This window comes from Paraburkholderia sp. BGA-UO-ETr-F21 (assembly GCF_059567925.1).
Genome location: NZ_JCAQOY010000016.1, coordinates 296,198 through 312,166, shown reverse-complemented (window position 1 = coordinate 312,166; position 15,969 = coordinate 296,198). Strand labels below are relative to the sequence as shown.

Genomic DNA, 15,969 nt, shown 5'->3' with positions numbered 1-15,969 from the left:
CAGTGCTACCATCACTTAAAACACGTCAATATGGCGGCCCCGGCCCTCCGCATTCACAAGATGCCGGGGCTCAAAAAAAGTTTTGGTGATCCCAAACTGGTTGGAGGAGTACACATAATGAATGCCCCGCTAGACGCAGGTCAGCGAGCCTCGCTCGAAGCCGCGTTGTCTTCCGTCACGCTCGACGACAAATACACCCTCGAACGCGGCCGCGCATACATGAGCGGCATCCAGGCGCTGGTGCGTCTGCCGATGCTGCAGCAGGAACGCGACCGGGCCGCCGGGCTCAATACTGCCGGCTTCATCTCCGGTTACCGCGGATCACCGCTGGGCGGGCTCGACCAATCCCTGTGGAAGGCGAAACAGCATCTCGCTGCGCATCAGGTCGTATTTCAGCCAGGCGTCAATGAAGACCTCGCGGCGACCTCCGTCTGGGGTTCGCAGCAGGTCAATCTGTATCCAAGCGCCAAATACGATGGCGTGTTCTCGATGTGGTACGGCAAAGGCCCGGGTGTCGACCGTTCCGGCGACGTCTTCAAGCATGGCAACTCGGCCGGCTCGGCGCAACACGGCGGCGTTCTGGTTCTCGCCGGCGACGATCATGCGGCCAAATCCTCCACGCTGGCACACCAGTCCGAACACATTTTCAAGGCGTGCGGCCTGCCGGTTTTGTTCCCCTCGAACGTGCAGGAATATCTCGACTTCGGCCTTCACGGCTGGGCGATGAGCCGCTACTCCGGTTTGTGGGTCGCGATGAAGTGCGTGACCGATGTGGTCGAATCGTCCGCTTCGGTCGATATCGATCCGCACCGCACGAAGATCGTCCTGCCGGAAGACTTTGCGATGCCCGAGGGCGGCCTGAATATCCGCTGGCCGGATCCGCCGCTGGTGCAGGAAGCGCGTCTGCTCGACTACAAGTGGTACGCGGCGCTCGCCTATGTGCGCGCCAACAAGCTCGACCGCGTTGAAATCGATTCGCCGCATGCGCGCTTTGGCATCATGACCGGCGGCAAAGCCTATCTCGACGTGCGTCAGGCGCTGACCGACCTCGGTCTCGACGACGAAACGTGTTCGCGCATCGGCATCCGCCTGTATAAGGTCGGCTGCGTCTGGCCGCTCGAAGCGCAAGGCGCGCAGGCTTTCGCGCGCGGCCTCGACGAGATTCTCGTGGTCGAAGAAAAGCGCCAGATTCTCGAATACGCGATCAAGGAAGAGCTATACAACTGGCCCGACGCACAGCGCCCGCGCGTGTTCGGCAAGTTCGACGAAAAAGACGGCGCGGGCGGCGAATGGTCGGTGCCGATGGGCAACTGGCTGCTGCCGGCGCATTACGAACTCTCGCCGGCGATCATCGCGAAGGCCATCGCCACCCGGCTCGACAAATTCGACCTGCCGTCCGACGTGCGCGCTCGCATCGCCACGCGCATCGCCGTGATCGAAGCGAAGGAAAAGGCGCTGGCACGCCCGCGCGTCGAAGCCGAACGCAAGCCGTGGTTCTGCTCGGGTTGCCCGCACAATACGTCGACCAACGTGCCGGAAGGCTCGCGCGCGATGGCCGGCATCGGCTGCCACTACATGACGGTCTGGATGGACCGCAACACCAGCACCTTCAGCCAGATGGGCGGCGAAGGCGTCGCGTGGATCGGCCAGGCGCCGTTCAGCAACGACAAGCACGTATTCGCCAATCTCGGCGACGGCACCTACTTCCACTCCGGACTGTTGGCCATTCGCGCGGCGATCGCGTCGAAGGTGAACATCACTTACAAGATTCTCTATAACGACGCGGTCGCCATGACGGGCGGCCAGCCGGTCGACGGCGTGCTGACCGTGCCGCAGATCACCCACCAGCTCGCCGCAGAAGGCGCGACGAAAATCGTGATCGTCACCGATGAGCCGGAGAAGTACTCGGCGAACGTCGGCCTTGCGCCGGGTATCGACGTGCATCATCGCGACAAACTCGACGAGGTGCAGCGCCAACTGCGTGAAGTGGCCGGCACGACGATCCTGATCTACGACCAGACCTGCGCGACAGAGAAGCGCCGCCGCAGGAAACGCGGCACTTATCCGGATCCGGCGCGCCGCGTCGTGATCAACGAGGCCGTGTGTGAAGGCTGCGGCGATTGCTCGGTGAAGTCCAACTGCCTGTCGGTCGAGCCGCTCGATACTGAGTACGGTACGAAGCGCCAGATCAATCAGTCGACCTGCAACAAGGACTTTTCGTGCGTGAACGGCTTCTGCCCGAGCTTCGTCTCGGTTGAAGGCGGTCAGTTGCGCAAGCCCAAGGCTGCCTCCGGTATTGTCGGCGACGCGATGCCGCCGGTGCCGGAACCGGAACTGCCCTCCATGGAACGTCCTTACGGCGTGCTGGTGACGGGTGTCGGCGGCACGGGTGTCGTGACGATCGGCGCGCTGCTCGGCATGGCCGCGCACCTGGAGAACAAGGGCGTCACGGTGCTCGACGTCACCGGCCTCGCGCAGAAAGGCGGCGCCGTGATGAGCCACGTGCAGATCGCGAAGAACCCGGCCGACATTCACGCGACGCGTATCGCCATGGGTGAAGCCAGTCTCGTGATCGGTTGCGATGCGATCGTCACCGCCAGCGACGAGTGCGTGTCGCGCATGCAGGCCGGCCGCACACGCGTCGTGTTGAATACCGCGCATACGCCAACCGCCGCGCTCATCAAGAACCCGAACTGGCGCTTCCCGGGCAGCAGCACGGAAGCCGATGTGCGGGCCGGCGCGGGTGACGACGGTGTCGATACGGTCGACGCGAATCACTTCGCCGTCGCTCTGCTCGGCGACGCGATCTACACGAATCCGTTCGTGCTCGGCTACGCGTGGCAACGCGGCTGGGTGCCGCTCACCTATCAGTCGCTGATGCGCGCCATCGAGCTGAACAACGTCCAGATCGAAAAGAACCGGGCAGCGTTCGAATGGGGCCGCCGTGCAGCGCACGATCTGGCCGGGGTACGCAAGCTCGCGCAATCGCAAGGGCGCGGCGCCGCAGCGGAAGCGATGAGCAGCAAGATCATCTCGCTGCACACGCCGAAGGCGCTCGACACGCTGATCGACAAACGCGCCGAGTACCTGACGGCGTGGCAGAACAGCGCGTATGCCGACCGTTATCGCGGGTTGGTGTCGCAGGTGCGCGCGGCGGAGTCGGCGCTCGATTCGAGCGACGGCCAGTTGCCGCTCACCGAGGCGGTCGCGAAGAATCTGCACAAGCTGATGGCCTACAAGGACGAGTACGAAGTCGCCCGTCTGTACAGCGATCCCGCGTTCATCGAAAAGCTGAAGGCGAATTTCGAAGGCGACTGGAAGCTCCACATTCACCTCGCGCCGCCGACATTCTCGAAAAAGGATGCCAAGGGCCATCTGGTGAAGAAGAAGTACGGTCCCTGGGTCTTCAGCGCGATGCATGTGCTGGCCCGGTTCAAGTTCCTGCGCGGCACGGCGTTCGATGTGTTCGGCAAGACAGAAGAGCGACGCACCGAGCGGGCGTTGATCACCGAGTACGAGGCGCTGGTGCGGGAACTGATCGGCGGCCTGACTGTGCAGAAGCGCGATCTGGCCATAGAGCTGGCGAATCTGCCGGACGGCATCCGCGGTTATGGCCACGTGAAGGAGAACAACCTGAAGGGCGTGCGCGTCAAATGGAACGAGTTGCTGGCGCGGTGGCGCTCGCCGGCGACCGGAACAACGCAACACGCGGCGTGATCGTGTTCACGTGAGCCGACTCGTCGGGCTCAAATGAGAAAGGCGGCTGTCCTCGCGGACAGTCGCCTTTTTTGTTTCCAGCTTCGACACGTCATGCATGTGCGCGAGACCGGGCGGTACTGCTACTTCCTGCTACACAACGAACATTTACAAGACGAAGCGCGGCGCACGACGACAGCGAGGACTGACCCGCCGACTGTTCCGCGGTTGTCGTAATGCGCTGTGCTTCAGAAGTCACTTTACAAACGAGTCGCTGGCAATCGAATAGGAGCATTCCCAAACGCGCAAAAACACAGTAAGAATGTTTGGGACGACAGCGCTGTTGTGCATACGTATGCACATGCGCGCGCACGAAAAAAACGCCACGGAATCAACTTCCGTGGCGTTTTCGCAGGTTCGTCGCGAGCGCCTCGACGAGGCGCCGTCTCGATCCTCAAAGCATGCGCATTACTTCGCGTTCACCGGCTTACGCGCGTTGGCCGACGCCACCGCCGTCATGTTGATGATCCGGCGCACGGTCGCCGCCGGCGTCAGAATGTGCACCGGCTTCTCGGCGCCCAGCAGGAACGGACCGACCGTCACGCCTTCACCGCCAATCATCTTCAGCAGGTTGTACGTGATGTTCGCCGCTTCCACGTTCGGCATGATCAGCAGGTTGGCTTCGCCGCTCAGCGTCGTGCCCGGGAATGCGGCCTTGCGCACCGCTTCCGACAACGCCGCGTCGCCGTGCATCTCACCGTCGATCTCGAGCGTGGGCGCACGTTCAACAATCAGCTTGCGAGCCGCCGCCATGCGTTGCGACGACGAAGACGGCGCGCTGCCGAAGTTCGAGTTCGACAGCAAGGCGACCTTCGGCGTAATGCCGAACTTCTCGATCTCACCCGCTGCCAGCAGCGTCATGTCGGCGAGTTGCTCGGCGGTCGGTGTCTCGTTCACGTACGTATCGCAGATGAACAGATTCCGGCCCGGCAGCATCAGCAGGTTCATCGCCGCGAAGTTCTGAACGTTTTCCGCCTTGCCCAGCACTTGCTCGATGAACTTCAGGTGCGTGTGGTACTGGCCGATCATGCCGCAGATCATGCCGTCGGCCTCGCCGAGACGCACGAGGATCGCGCCGATCAGCGTGTTGAACTTGCGCATGGCGGCCTTCGCCACGTCCGGTGTCACGCCTTCGCGCGCGCCGAGTTCGTGATAAGCCTGCCACGATTGCTGATAGCGCGGATCGTCTTCCGGATCGACGACTTCGAAGTCTTCGCCGCACTTCAACTTCGAGCCCATCTTCTTCAGACGCATCTCGATCACCGACGGACGGCCGACCAGAATCGGCTTGGCGATCTTTTCCAGCAACACGAACTGCGCGGCACGCAGCACGCGCTCGTCTTCACCTTCGGCGAACACGATGCGCGCCGGTTCCGACTTCGCCGCGGCGAACACCGGGCGCATTACCATGCCCGTGCGATACACGGTCGTGCCGAGTTCTTCGCGATACGCGTCCATGTCCTTGATCGGACGGGTCGCAACGCCCGAATCCATTGCCGCCTGGGCGACAGCCGGCGCGATCTTGATGATCAGGCGCGGGTCGAAGGGCTTCGGAATCAGATATTCGGGACCGAATTCCAGCGAGTGGCCTTCGTACGCCTTCGCGACTTCATCGCCCTGATCGGTTTCTTCGGCCAGTTCGGCGATCGCGCGCACGCAGGCGAGCTTCATTTCTTCCGTGATCGTGGTGGCGCCGACATCCAGCGCGCCGCGGAAGATGAACGGGAAGCACAGCACGTTGTTGACCTGGTTCGGGTAGTCCGAACGGCCGGTCGCGATGATGCAGTCCGGACGAACCTTCTTCGCGTCTTCCGGGCGGATTTCCGGCTCCGGATTCGCCAGCGCGAGAATCAGCGGCTGCGTGCCCATCTCGGCGACCATCTCCGGCTTCAGCACGCCTGCGCTCGAGCAGCCGAGGAACACGTCGGCGCCGCGAATCGCGTCGGCGAGCGTGCGTGCTTCGGTGTTCGCCGCGTAACGTTCCTTCGACGGATCCAGGTTGCCGCGACCCTCGTAGATCACGCCCTTGGAGTCGGTCACGAGAACGTTCTTCTTCGACAGACCCAGGTTCACCAGCAGATCCAGACACGCGATCGCTGCCGCGCCCGCGCCGGAACACACCAGCTTCACTTCGTCGAGCTTCTTGCCGACCACTTTCAATCCGTTCAGGATCGCCGCCGACGCGATGATCGCCGTGCCGTGCTGATCGTCGTGGAAAACCGGAATCTTCATGCGCTCACGCAGCTTCTTCTCGATGTAGAAGCACTCGGGCGCCTTGATGTCTTCGAGGTTGATGCCGCCGAGCGTGGGCTCGAGCATGGCGATCGCTTCAACGAGCTTGTCCGGATCCGACTCCGAGAGTTCGATGTCGAACACGTCGATGCCGGCGAACTTCTTGAAAAGGCAACCCTTGCCTTCCATGACCGGCTTCGCTGCGAGCGGACCGATGTTGCCGAGGCCGAGCACGGCCGTGCCATTCGTGATCACGCCGACCAGGTTGCCGCGCGAGGTGTACTTCTGCGCGTCGAGCGGCTCCTCGAAGATCGCCATACAGGCGGCGGCAACGCCCGGCGAGTAGGCGAGCGACAGGTCGAGCTGGTTCGACAGCGGCTTGGTGGGCGTGACCGAAATCTTGCCGGGTTTCGGGTTCTGGTGATATGCGAGAGCGCTTTGCTTGAGTTGTTCGTCCATTTTTTGACCTGCGAGACGTAAATAATCGGGCCCGGCACACCGCACAGTTGGCGTCGCTTACATCTATCGAATCGATAATCGACCGACGCGGCTTTCGCATGCGCCGGTTGGGCGCGGCGTCGAACCTCACCGGAGGACGGGACGGTGCGGAGTGCTTAGCGGGTCGGTTAGTGTACACCCCGAAAGCGTCGATGGACTGAGTGGTTAACGCTGCTCGCCATCCGCGAAACAACGGCCTGCCATGCTGCAGCGCCGCATTCGGCGGCCTTCTGGCCGCTTGTCATTCGCAGGTCATACGCGAGCTGTTCGCGCTCATTCGAGCTCGGCGCCGCGTCGCTCGGGAATCAGGAAAAGCGTCGCGAAGATGTCGAGCAAATAGATCGACGCGAGCAGAGCGAGCGCCGCAGCAAACGAGTAGCGCGCGGCCAAAGCGCCCACGGCCACCGGCCCGAAACCGCCTACCGCACGGCCGAGATTGAACAGCACATTCTGGGCAGTGGCTCGCGCATCGGTCGGGTAGAGTTCGGAGATCAACGCACCGTAACCGCCGATCATGCCGTTGACGAACACGCCCATCGCCGCGCCGCCGATCAGAAGCGCCACCGGCGTGCTCAGGTGCGCGTAGACGAAGACCATTACCACCGCACCCGCCTGGTAGAACAGAAAGGTCGGCTTGCGGCCAAAGCGGTCGGCGGCGATGCCGAACAGCCAGATGCCACACGCCATGCCCAGAACCGTCACGGCGGTCCACAGCCCGGATTTGGTCAGCGAGTAGCCGAAGGTTTTCGAAAGATAGCTCGGCAGCCAGATCATCAGACCGTAATAGCCGAAGTTCTGCACCGAACAGAGAATCGCCACGCCGAGGCTGGCGCGCGTAGTGCGGCCATCGGTCACCAGCAGTTTCAGCGGCAGCTTGCGCCTGCCGCGCGCCGCGCGCTCCGTGAAAAGCGCCGGCTCTTCGACGCGGCGCCGCACAAAGAACGACACCACGGCCGGCAGCAGCCCGAGCGCGAACATGCCGCGCCAGCCGATCAGCGGCAACAGCAGCGGCGTCAGCAACGCTGCCGCCAGCACACCGAGTTGCCATCCCAGCCCGACATAGGACGACACGCGTGCCCGCTGCGACGCCGGCCAGGCTTCGGCCACCAGCGTCATGCCGATGCCGAACTCGCCGCCGAGCCCGATCCCGGCGATAGTCCGATAGATCAGCAGGTCGGTGTAGCCCTGCGCCAACGCGCACAAGCCGGTGAAGACGGCGAAGATCAGGATGGTCCATGTCAGCATGCGCACGCGGCCGAAATAGTCGCTCAACACGCCGAAGATCACACCACCCGCCACCGCGCCGATCAGCGTCCACGTGACGAGCGAGCCGCCTTGCGCGGTGTTCAGATGCAGATCGGCGGCGATCACCGGCAGCATAAAGCCGAGGATCAGCAGATCGAAGCCGTCCATCGCGTAACCGAGTACCGAGGCGATCAGCGCACGGCCGGCGTAGCCTTCCCTCGCGGATGCGCGGGTCTCGGTGGCGGAAGGAGCGACATTCATTGAAAGCATTCCGTAGGTCAGATGGGCAACGGCGGCGGTGACGGCGGCAAGCACCCGATAAATTCGCGTGAGTGTAAAGGCGCCCCAGGCGGCTCACAAGCGAACCAAAAAGCGCGAGCGGATCGGGCCTGCCGGCGCGTCCCTTCAGCGCACGCCACGCCGGCGCAGCGCGGCCGTTATCGCCGTCATCCGCAGCAGGCAGGCGAGACGGCCTCCTCGGGAGGACTCATTTCGGGTAAAATATCGGCCTGCGCGCGTAGCAAAATCCGGCCCGCACTCCGCTGACCGGCTGCGTATTTGCCTATCAAGGCGCCGCCCAACATGGTGCGGCATACCTCGCTTGCTGCGCCACCGGGCTCCGCGCCCGCTTCTCCCCGCTCACACCCAAGGATCCGCCCATGACAGGCTTCGATCGCCAGACGATCTCCGACACGACCGCCAAGATGCTGCTGGAAGTACAGGCAGTGCACTTCAACGCGGAGAAACCGTACATTTTCACGTCCGGCTGGGCGAGCCCGGTTTATATCGACTGCCGCAAGCTGATCTCGTACCCGCGCGTGCGCCGCGGCCTGATGGAAATGGCCGAGACCACGATTCTGCGCGACGTCGGCTATGAGCAGATCGACGCCGTCGCTGGTGGCGAAACCGCTGGCATCCCGTTCGCGGCATGGCTCTCCGATCGCCTGATGGTGCCGATGCAATACGTGCGCAAGAAGCCGAAGGGTTTCGGCCGTAACGCGCAGATCGAAGGCCTGCTGACCGAAGGTCAACGCGTGCTGCTGGTCGAAGACCTGACCACGGACAGCCGCAGCAAGATCAACTTCATCAACGCGCTGCGCACCGCCGGCGCGACGGTGAACCACTGCTTCGTGCTGTTCCACTACAACATCTTCAAGGAAAGCGTGTCGGTGCTGAAAGACATCGACGTCGATCTGCACGCGCTCGCCACGTGGTGGGACGTGTTGCGCGTCGCGAAGGAAAACAAGTACTTCGACACCAAGACGCTCGACGAAGTGGAGAAATTCCTGCACGCACCGGCTGAATGGTCTGCTGCACACGGTGGCGCGACCTCGACGCCGCAATAAGCCTCGCCACCTGACGCGGATTGAATAAAAAAGGGCGCCTGTCTTATCGACAGGCGCCCTTTTTCTATTTTTGCCTCAGCAAAAGCAAACGAACTTAAGACGCTCCACCAGGCTCTTCCGCCGAATGCGACGACAGATTCAGCAAGCCATTGCTCTGCGCGTACTGGAACAATTCGGAATCCCGCTCAATGCCGAGTTTGCGCATGGCGGTGTTCTTCTGTGTACTGATCGTCTTGATGCTGCGGTTGAGTTGCTCGGAGATTTCCTTGATCGTCATGCCGGACACGAACAGACGCACCACCTCCAGCTCACGTTTGGACAGCATGACTTCGTCGTTCTTGCCGCCGGCATTCATGCGCAGCGCATCTAACGAAGCCTTGACCGACGGGCTCATGTACTCGAGGTTCCGGCTCACATGCTGCACCGCGAGCCCAATGTGGCTCAGATCGTCCGACTTGTTGACGACCGAGGTGACGCCGAGTTCGCTCAGCCGCTTCAGCAACGCGGCATTCTCCAGCATCGTCAGGACGACGATGGGAAGGTTGGGGAAATTGCGGCGCAGATAGCCAATCAGCGGCAAGCCGTCGCCATACTGGCCACCCGGCATGGCCAGATCCGTGACGAGCACGTCGCAAGCCATGGTTTGCAGCACCTTGATCAATTCGGTTGACTGCCGCGCACGCGCGACCACTTGCAGACCAGGAAACTTGAGCAAAGCCTGCTCGGCCCCGAACAGAATAACCGGGTGGTCGTCAGCGACCACGACCCTGACAGGATCTTGCATTGCCCTCCCCTCGACAGATAAAACACTCTCCAGAACTTCTGACATGCCTTTGTTTTCTATTTCGTAAACGGATGAGGACGCGGCCTGCGTTCGCGCGGACAATTCCTCCGACTATAGCCGATTCTCGCCCGTATATTCCACCGGACTGCGCAACAATGGTGCGTAGCAGAGCTAATGTTAGACTTGGACCGACCTTGGGGCACAAAATAGGGACAATAACTTTCGCGAGCGCTACCGCCTCGCGCCCTCACTGGAGAACCGGCACATGCACTCGCGTTGCCTGGTCGTTTCGAATGCTTCACCGTTGCGCCGTTCGCCGCTTTTTCCCTGCGCTATGCTCGGGCTCGCGCTATGGGTGGCGCACGTGCCATACGCCTTCGCCGAGGGGGCGTTTGCGTTGACTAGCGCCAGCTTCCGGGCGGGCGGCACTGTAGAAGCCGCTCAGGTTTTCAATCAGGACGACTGCAAAGGCGGCAACCGCTCGCCACAACTTTCCTGGCACGACGCTCCACCCGGCACGCGCAGCTTCGCGGTCACCATGTTCGATCAGGATGCGCCAGGCCGCGGATGGTGGCATTGGTCAGTTGCGGGGATTCCGGCTACGGTCGGCAGCTTGCCGGAGAATGCGAGTTCTTCCGGGTTCCTCAGCAAACTGGGCGCGGTCGAAGCGCGCAACGATTTCGATACCGACGGCTACGGCGGTCCGTGTCCGCCGCCCGGCAAACCGCATCGCTACATCATCACCGTTTATGCGCTCAGCAGCGCCGACCTGCGCCTCGCGCAAGGCCGCCCCGCGCTGATGTTCGACCACGAGATCAGCACCGCCACACTTGGCAGTGCTCGGCTCGTGGTCAATTACGGTCGCTAGACTCGCGCCTTGCAGCGCGCGCAAGCCAGGCGCACGAGCGCCGGCCGGAGCCTCGCTTGGCGCACGGCTTGCGTCGTATTGCCGCCCGCGCCGAAATTCTGTCATTCGCGCACGCTAATGTGCAGCACGACGGTACGCGTCATGCTTGCCGGGGCAGCGCCGACACCACTGCGCACCATTGCCGTGCCTCACCCATCCTCGTTCATTTTGCTGGAGAGTGTTACATGTCGAAGATCGTCATCGTTTATCACAGCGGCTACGGCCACACGAAGAAAGTCGCCGAGGCCGTGCTGGCGGGCGCTCTCGAAGCCGGCGCGGACGGGAAATTGCTGCCGGTCGGCGAGATCGACGAGGCGGCCTGGGCCGAACTCGCCGCGGCCGACGCCATCATCTTCGGCGCGCCGACCTACATGGGCGGCCCTTCCGCCGACTTCAAGAAGTTCGCCGACGCGAGCTCGAAACCATGGTTCGGACAGACGTGGAAGGACAAGATCGCGGCCGGCTTCACCAACTCCGCGACCATGAACGGCGACAAGTTCTCGACGATCCAGTACTTCGTCACGTTGGCCATGCAGCACGGCATGATCTGGGCGGGCACCGGCATGATGCCGTCCAACACCAAGGCGGCGACCCGCAACGACCTGAACTATGTGGGCGGCTCGACCGGCCTGCTCACGCAGTCACCGGCCGACGCATCGCCGGAAGAAGCACCGCCCGCCGGCGACCTGGAAACCGCGCGGATGTTCGGCGCACGGGTGGCCGGCGTCACGGCACGCTGGATCGCCGCCGCCCGCTGACGCACGGATTGCCGCGATCCGGCCGGCATCGGCTGGCATCTGCCGCAAAACGGGTCACGCCGATGTCACGTTCGGCGTGCATCGTCGTTTTTTCACCCCTTTTGCACGTCGGCCGCCATCAGGTCTTAAAATAACGTTCCGGCGCGGTGTCGCGCCCTGTTTCCAGCAAGCCAGTGAGATCGAGATGAGCACGAAAGTTTTTGTCGACGGACAGGAAGGTACGACCGGCCTGAAGATTTTCGAATACCTGTCGCAACGCGCCGACGTTGAGATCCTGCGTATCGAAGAAGCAAAGCGCAAAGACCTCGACGAGCGCCGTCGTCTCATCAACGCGTCGGACGTCACGTTCCTGTGCCTGCCCGACGTCGCATCGCGCGAATCCGCTTCGCTGGTCGAGAACGATCGCACCGTGCTGATCGATGCCAGCACCGCGTTCCGTACTTCCGCCGACTGGGCTTACGGCCTGCCCGAGCTGGCGCGCTCGCAGCGCGAGCGTCTGCGCACGGCGAAACGCATTGCCGTGCCGGGATGCCATGCGTCGGCGTTCGTGCTCGCCATGCGTCCGCTGGTCGAAGCAGGCGTGGTAGCGCCCGAGTTCGCCGCGCACGCTTACTCGATCACAGGCTACAGCGGCGGCGGCAAGAAAATGATTGCCGACTACGAAGCCGGCGGCAACGACAAGCTCAAGAGCCCGCGTCCGTACGCGCTTGGTCTGACTCACAAGCATCTGCCGGAAATGGCCGCGCATACGGGCCTGAAATCGGCGCCGGTCTTTACGCCGATCGTCGGCGACTTCTACAAGGGTCTCGCGGTCACCACCTTCTTCTCGCCAAACCAGCTGGCGAAGAAGGCCACACCGCAAGACGTGCAGGCGCTGTTTGCCGAGTACTACGCGGGCGAGGCCTTCGTGCACGTTGCGCCGTTCGACGCGGAAGCAAACCTCGACAGCGGCTTCTTCGACGTGCAGGCGAACAACGACACCAACCGCGTCGACCTGTTCGTGTTCGGCAACGAAGAACGCTTCGTGACCGTCGCGCGTCTGGACAACCTGGGCAAGGGCGCGTCGGGCGCGGCGATCCAGTGCATGAACCTCGCGATCGGCGCCAGCGAAGACAGCGGCTTGAAACGCTGATCAACCCTGCGCTACCGGCGGCAATGCGCCGTCGAGTCACAAAAAAGGCCGGTCCACCAGGACCGGCCTTTCTGTTTTAAATCCCGCCAATTTCAATTCCATTTCCCGCAGTTAATCGGTAGTAGCCCGCATTACTTAAAAAATAAAAATCCGACTACCTGAGAAACTGCCGGTAATTCATTCCTGAGAACCACGCCCACAGCATAGTTTTCCGCATAGGGAAACTCCGGATTTTTTCGCGAACGGTCGTTCGAATATCATAGAGCCATTTTGCTGTAACGCTTGCCTGGCAAGGCAGTGCGGCGAAGCAACGATGTCATCTCCAGGCCGAAAAATCATTTTTTGTTTAAAAGGGCCGCCGGTGTCCACGCGGTGCGCGTCCGGGAAAAGGAACGCTGTTTGAATCAGTCTTTTTAGACGGCTCATTCAATTGACAGCCATTATCCGCACAGCGAAATTAGCTCGCACAATTACATGAAGGGAGACAGCAGCATGTCGCACGCCATTACTCGCGGCCTGGCGATGGCCATTGCCACGGCCCCATTCCTGATCGCCTGCGGTGGCGGCAAGGCCGACAATCCAGGCCCGGTCAACCCCGCGCAATGCTCAGGCGCGAGCTGCGGCGTGCAAGGTCCGCCGACCTCAAGCGCCGGTGCGACTGCGTTGTGTCCCGCCACGGCCGACATCGTCAAGAGCACGTTCCTCGGCGGAGCGGGTAGCGGCGAAGTCGTGCAACTCAATATCGACGCGACAGCGATGACCTACTCGCTGAAGTGGCTCAAGTCGCCGATCCCGCTGACCAGCGCCGACGTCACCATCACGCGCGAAGGCACACAGATTACCGGTGCGGTGATCCATCCTCCGACCGGCATGCTGCCGACCGCGGAGCAAACCCGCTGCGCTTTCATTCTCGGCAAAGGCACCGGCACCGCGCCCGCGAACGGCACGACCTACACGACGCCCGACTTCGTCAACAACCCGAACCCGCCGATGATTCTGGTCGGCCAGGGCGTGGCCGGCGGCGGCATTCCGGGCGCGACCGTCGAGTACGACGGCCTGACCATCATTCCCGGCATCATCGATCACGTCGGCGCGGTACCGAACCGGCACTTCGACTTCTACCCGTTCCTCGGATTTGCCAGCACGACCGCCGATATCACCAAGCTGGCCGGCACCTACAACGGTCTCCTGTATCACCTCGTGCCGTCCGGCTCGTATGCGGCGACCGCCACCAACACGGTCGAAACCTTCGACGCGGCCGGCAACTGCACGGGCTCGAATCCGGCCAACGCGGCATTTACGCCGAGCTCGAGCGGCTGCCTGACGACGGGCACGGCATGGACCGCCAATGCCAGCGGCTACTTCGACAGCCAGAATGCGCCGCAGATCGGCACTCAGCTCAAGCTGCCGCCACTGAACCAGCCGAGCGGCGTGTCGGCTCAGGCGCACATGATCCTCGGCCAGATCAACGGCGCGACGGTGCCGCTCGTCATTCGCACGGGCTCCGTCAACCTGGGCACCGCGGTATTGCTGCACTCCGACGCCAAGGTCGACGACGAATCCGGCATCGCGATGCTGGCCGCGGCTACACCGCTTGCGTCCGGCGGCTTCGACGGCGGCTACGTAGGTGCCGACTCCAACTTCAAGTACACCGCCGCATTGATCCAGGGCGGCGTCGGCACCTTCATCAACCCGTCGACTTCGGCGGCGGAAGACGGCTTCGGTCTGGGCTACGGCCTGCCGAGTCCCGGACTGGTCGGTGTCCAGCAGGCCAACGGTCAAAAAGGGCTCGCAATCGCTTCGGGCGGCCTCTATGCGATCGAGATTCAAGGGACCGTCAATGGCGGCGTAGCGCCGACATCGCAACTCAACAGCACGGCTTCGAGCGCACCTTACTTCGGTATCGGCGCGCAAATCAGCAAGTAAGTCGCAACGGACCGGCAGTTCGCAGTACGAGACATAAATAAATCAGGTGGCTGGACTGGGAGCCGGCCACACACAACGAGAAAATTCTGGAGGCGGTATGAAATGGAGAATCCTTTCGGTGCTCGCTCTTGCTGCACCGTTGCTGGGGGCGTGTGGTGGCGGCGGCGGCGGTGACGGGCCCGTGACGGAAGTCCGGCTGTGCCCTGCGTCGCTGGACTACGGCACGGTATTCACGGGCGGCGGCGGCGACGGCGAGCTGGTCAAGCTGCAACTCGACACGACCAAGATGACCTGGCAGATCAGTTACATCGAGTCGCCGATTCCGGCAACCACCGGCACTGTCGTCCCAACGCGCGCAGGGCAGTCAGCCAGCGGCACGCTCACCCAGGAAACCCTGCTGCCGACCAACAAGCTCAACCAGTGCGCATTCCGCCTGAACGGCGCGAGTCTCGACCCGAATCGTCCGGCGCGGATTTTCGTCGGCGAAGGCGTGGCGGGCGGCACGATCCCGGGCGCGGAAATTTCGTTCGGCGGGATTCTCGGCGTAGGCGCCGTGCCGGATACCAAGTTCCCGTACTACCCGTTCATCGGCTTCTCGTCGATTGAAACGAATCTCGCGAACGTGGCCGGTACGTACAACCAGCTCGGCTATCACCAGGTACCGTCGCAAAACTTCGCGCCGGTCGCGGTCGATTCGAAGATCACGATCAACGCGGACGGCACGTGGACCGAGTGTGACAATTCCGGCATCAACGCCGGCAAGTGTCAGCAACCCGGCGGCAACTTCGCGCAGTCGGCGGACGGCAGCGGTGCGTTCCAGACCAACAACTTCCTTGGCCAGGCGAAGCCCACCCTCGCGACGACCCCGGAAGCGCGCGGCTACATGATCGTCGGCAAGCTGCGTAACCAGTTGGTGCCGATTCTGGTGCGAACGGGCGCGGCGAACTCGTCGGTGACGGTGCCGCAAAACGGCGCGCTCGGGCCTTACGCCGACGACGAGTCGGGCATCTCGATTCTGGCGCCGCGAAGCGCGATCACGGTGAACTCGCAAAACGGCGAGTACATCGGCGTGGATAGCCAGTTCGACTATCGCACCACCGCGCTCGAAGGCACCGAGGCTACGCTGCTCGATCCGTTCAACGCATCGCAGGCATCGCTCGCGACGGCGCTGAATCTGGACTTCACGCAAGCCGTGCCGGGCGTAGTGACGACGACGCGAGTGGGCGCCTCGACCGGCACCACGCCTACCGGAAAGATGATCTTCACGGGCGGGGTGTTCGGCTACCTCGATCTGACCAACGCGGCTTCGCCGTATTTCACGATCGGCGCCTTCGTCCAGTAATGGGCGCCGCACGCGCCGCCACTTTGCAACGTGGCGTTCGCGT

General features: G+C 62.7%; 10 protein-coding genes. 7 read left to right on the top strand and 3 right to left on the bottom strand.

Translation table 11 applies throughout. The features are described from left to right. The first annotated feature begins 117 nt into the window (after positions 1-117). Positions 118-3,717, top strand: coding sequence for an indolepyruvate ferredoxin oxidoreductase family protein (locus tag AC57B1_RS12395; RefSeq protein ID WP_496417622.1), 3,600 nt, complete (start codon positions 118-120; stop codon positions 3,715-3,717). A 447-nt stretch (positions 3,718-4,164) separates the two neighbouring features. Here the strand turns inward: AC57B1_RS12395 and AC57B1_RS12390 are convergent, their stop codons facing one another. Beyond that, on the bottom strand, positions 4,165-6,447 hold the full coding sequence (locus tag AC57B1_RS12390; protein WP_091798293.1) for an NADP-dependent malic enzyme: 2,283 nt from the start codon (positions 6,445-6,447) through the stop codon (positions 4,165-4,167). A 312-nt stretch (positions 6,448-6,759) separates the two neighbouring features. Beyond that, positions 6,760-7,992: an MFS transporter gene (locus AC57B1_RS12385; RefSeq protein ID WP_408181344.1), complete on the bottom strand. Its 1,233-nt coding sequence runs from the start codon at positions 7,990-7,992 to the stop codon at positions 6,760-6,762. Between the two features lie 398 nt (positions 7,993-8,390). Here AC57B1_RS12385 and AC57B1_RS12380 point away from each other — a divergent pair, with 398 nt between their 5' ends. Next, entirely contained in the window at positions 8,391-9,077 is a 687-nt protein-coding gene (locus tag AC57B1_RS12380) for an orotate phosphoribosyltransferase (RefSeq protein ID WP_007179868.1), read from the top strand. A gap of 94 nt (positions 9,078-9,171) precedes the next feature. Here the strand turns inward: AC57B1_RS12380 and AC57B1_RS12375 are convergent, their stop codons facing one another. After that, positions 9,172-9,861, bottom strand: a complete 690-nt coding sequence (locus AC57B1_RS12375; RefSeq protein WP_408344281.1) for a response regulator — start codon at positions 9,859-9,861, stop codon at positions 9,172-9,174. 265 nt (positions 9,862-10,126) lie between these two features. Between AC57B1_RS12375 and AC57B1_RS12370 the strand changes: the two genes are divergently transcribed. The 5 genes from AC57B1_RS12370 (at position 10,127) to AC57B1_RS12350 (ending at position 15,926) form a co-directional block, all read left to right on the top strand. Then, the gene (locus tag AC57B1_RS12370; protein WP_408479567.1) at positions 10,127-10,729 is read left to right on the top strand and encodes a YbhB/YbcL family Raf kinase inhibitor-like protein; all 603 of its coding nucleotides are present in this window, start codon (positions 10,127-10,129) and stop codon (positions 10,727-10,729) included. A 224-nt stretch (positions 10,730-10,953) separates the two neighbouring features. Then, positions 10,954-11,526, top strand: a complete 573-nt coding sequence (locus AC57B1_RS12365) for a flavodoxin family protein (protein WP_091798284.1) — start codon at positions 10,954-10,956, stop codon at positions 11,524-11,526. A 184-nt stretch (positions 11,527-11,710) separates the two neighbouring features. Further along, complete coding sequence (argC, locus tag AC57B1_RS12360; RefSeq protein WP_091798282.1) at positions 11,711-12,658, top strand: N-acetyl-gamma-glutamyl-phosphate reductase; 948 nt, start codon at positions 11,711-11,713, stop codon at positions 12,656-12,658. Between the two features lie 492 nt (positions 12,659-13,150). Further along, positions 13,151-14,584, top strand: coding sequence for a DUF2957 domain-containing protein (locus AC57B1_RS12355; protein WP_408344273.1), 1,434 nt, complete (start codon positions 13,151-13,153; stop codon positions 14,582-14,584). Between the two features lie 97 nt (positions 14,585-14,681). Further along, positions 14,682-15,926, top strand: coding sequence for a DUF2957 domain-containing protein (locus AC57B1_RS12350; protein WP_408181356.1), 1,245 nt, complete (start codon positions 14,682-14,684; stop codon positions 15,924-15,926). Positions 15,927-15,969 lie beyond the last annotated feature (43 nt).

Bases quoted from the DNA above. Each gene is read 5' to 3' on its own strand.
- AC57B1_RS12395 (WP_496417622.1), top strand. From the start codon at position 118: ATGAATGCCCCGCTAGACGCAGGTCAGCGAGCCTCGCTCGAAGCCGCG.
- AC57B1_RS12390 (WP_091798293.1), bottom strand. From the start codon at position 6,447: ATGGACGAACAACTCAAGCAAAGCGCTCTCGCATATCACCAGAACCCG.
- AC57B1_RS12385 (WP_408181344.1), bottom strand. From the start codon at position 7,992: ATGAATGTCGCTCCTTCCGCCACCGAGACCCGCGCATCCGCGAGGGAA.
- AC57B1_RS12380 (WP_007179868.1), top strand. From the start codon at position 8,391: ATGACAGGCTTCGATCGCCAGACGATCTCCGACACGACCGCCAAGATG.
- AC57B1_RS12375 (WP_408344281.1), bottom strand. From the start codon at position 9,861: ATGCAAGATCCTGTCAGGGTCGTGGTCGCTGACGACCACCCGGTTATT.
- AC57B1_RS12370 (WP_408479567.1), top strand. From the start codon at position 10,127: ATGCACTCGCGTTGCCTGGTCGTTTCGAATGCTTCACCGTTGCGCCGT.
- AC57B1_RS12365 (WP_091798284.1), top strand. From the start codon at position 10,954: ATGTCGAAGATCGTCATCGTTTATCACAGCGGCTACGGCCACACGAAG.
- argC (WP_091798282.1), top strand. From the start codon at position 11,711: ATGAGCACGAAAGTTTTTGTCGACGGACAGGAAGGTACGACCGGCCTG.
- AC57B1_RS12355 (WP_408344273.1), top strand. From the start codon at position 13,151: ATGTCGCACGCCATTACTCGCGGCCTGGCGATGGCCATTGCCACGGCC.
- AC57B1_RS12350 (WP_408181356.1), top strand. From the start codon at position 14,682: ATGAAATGGAGAATCCTTTCGGTGCTCGCTCTTGCTGCACCGTTGCTG.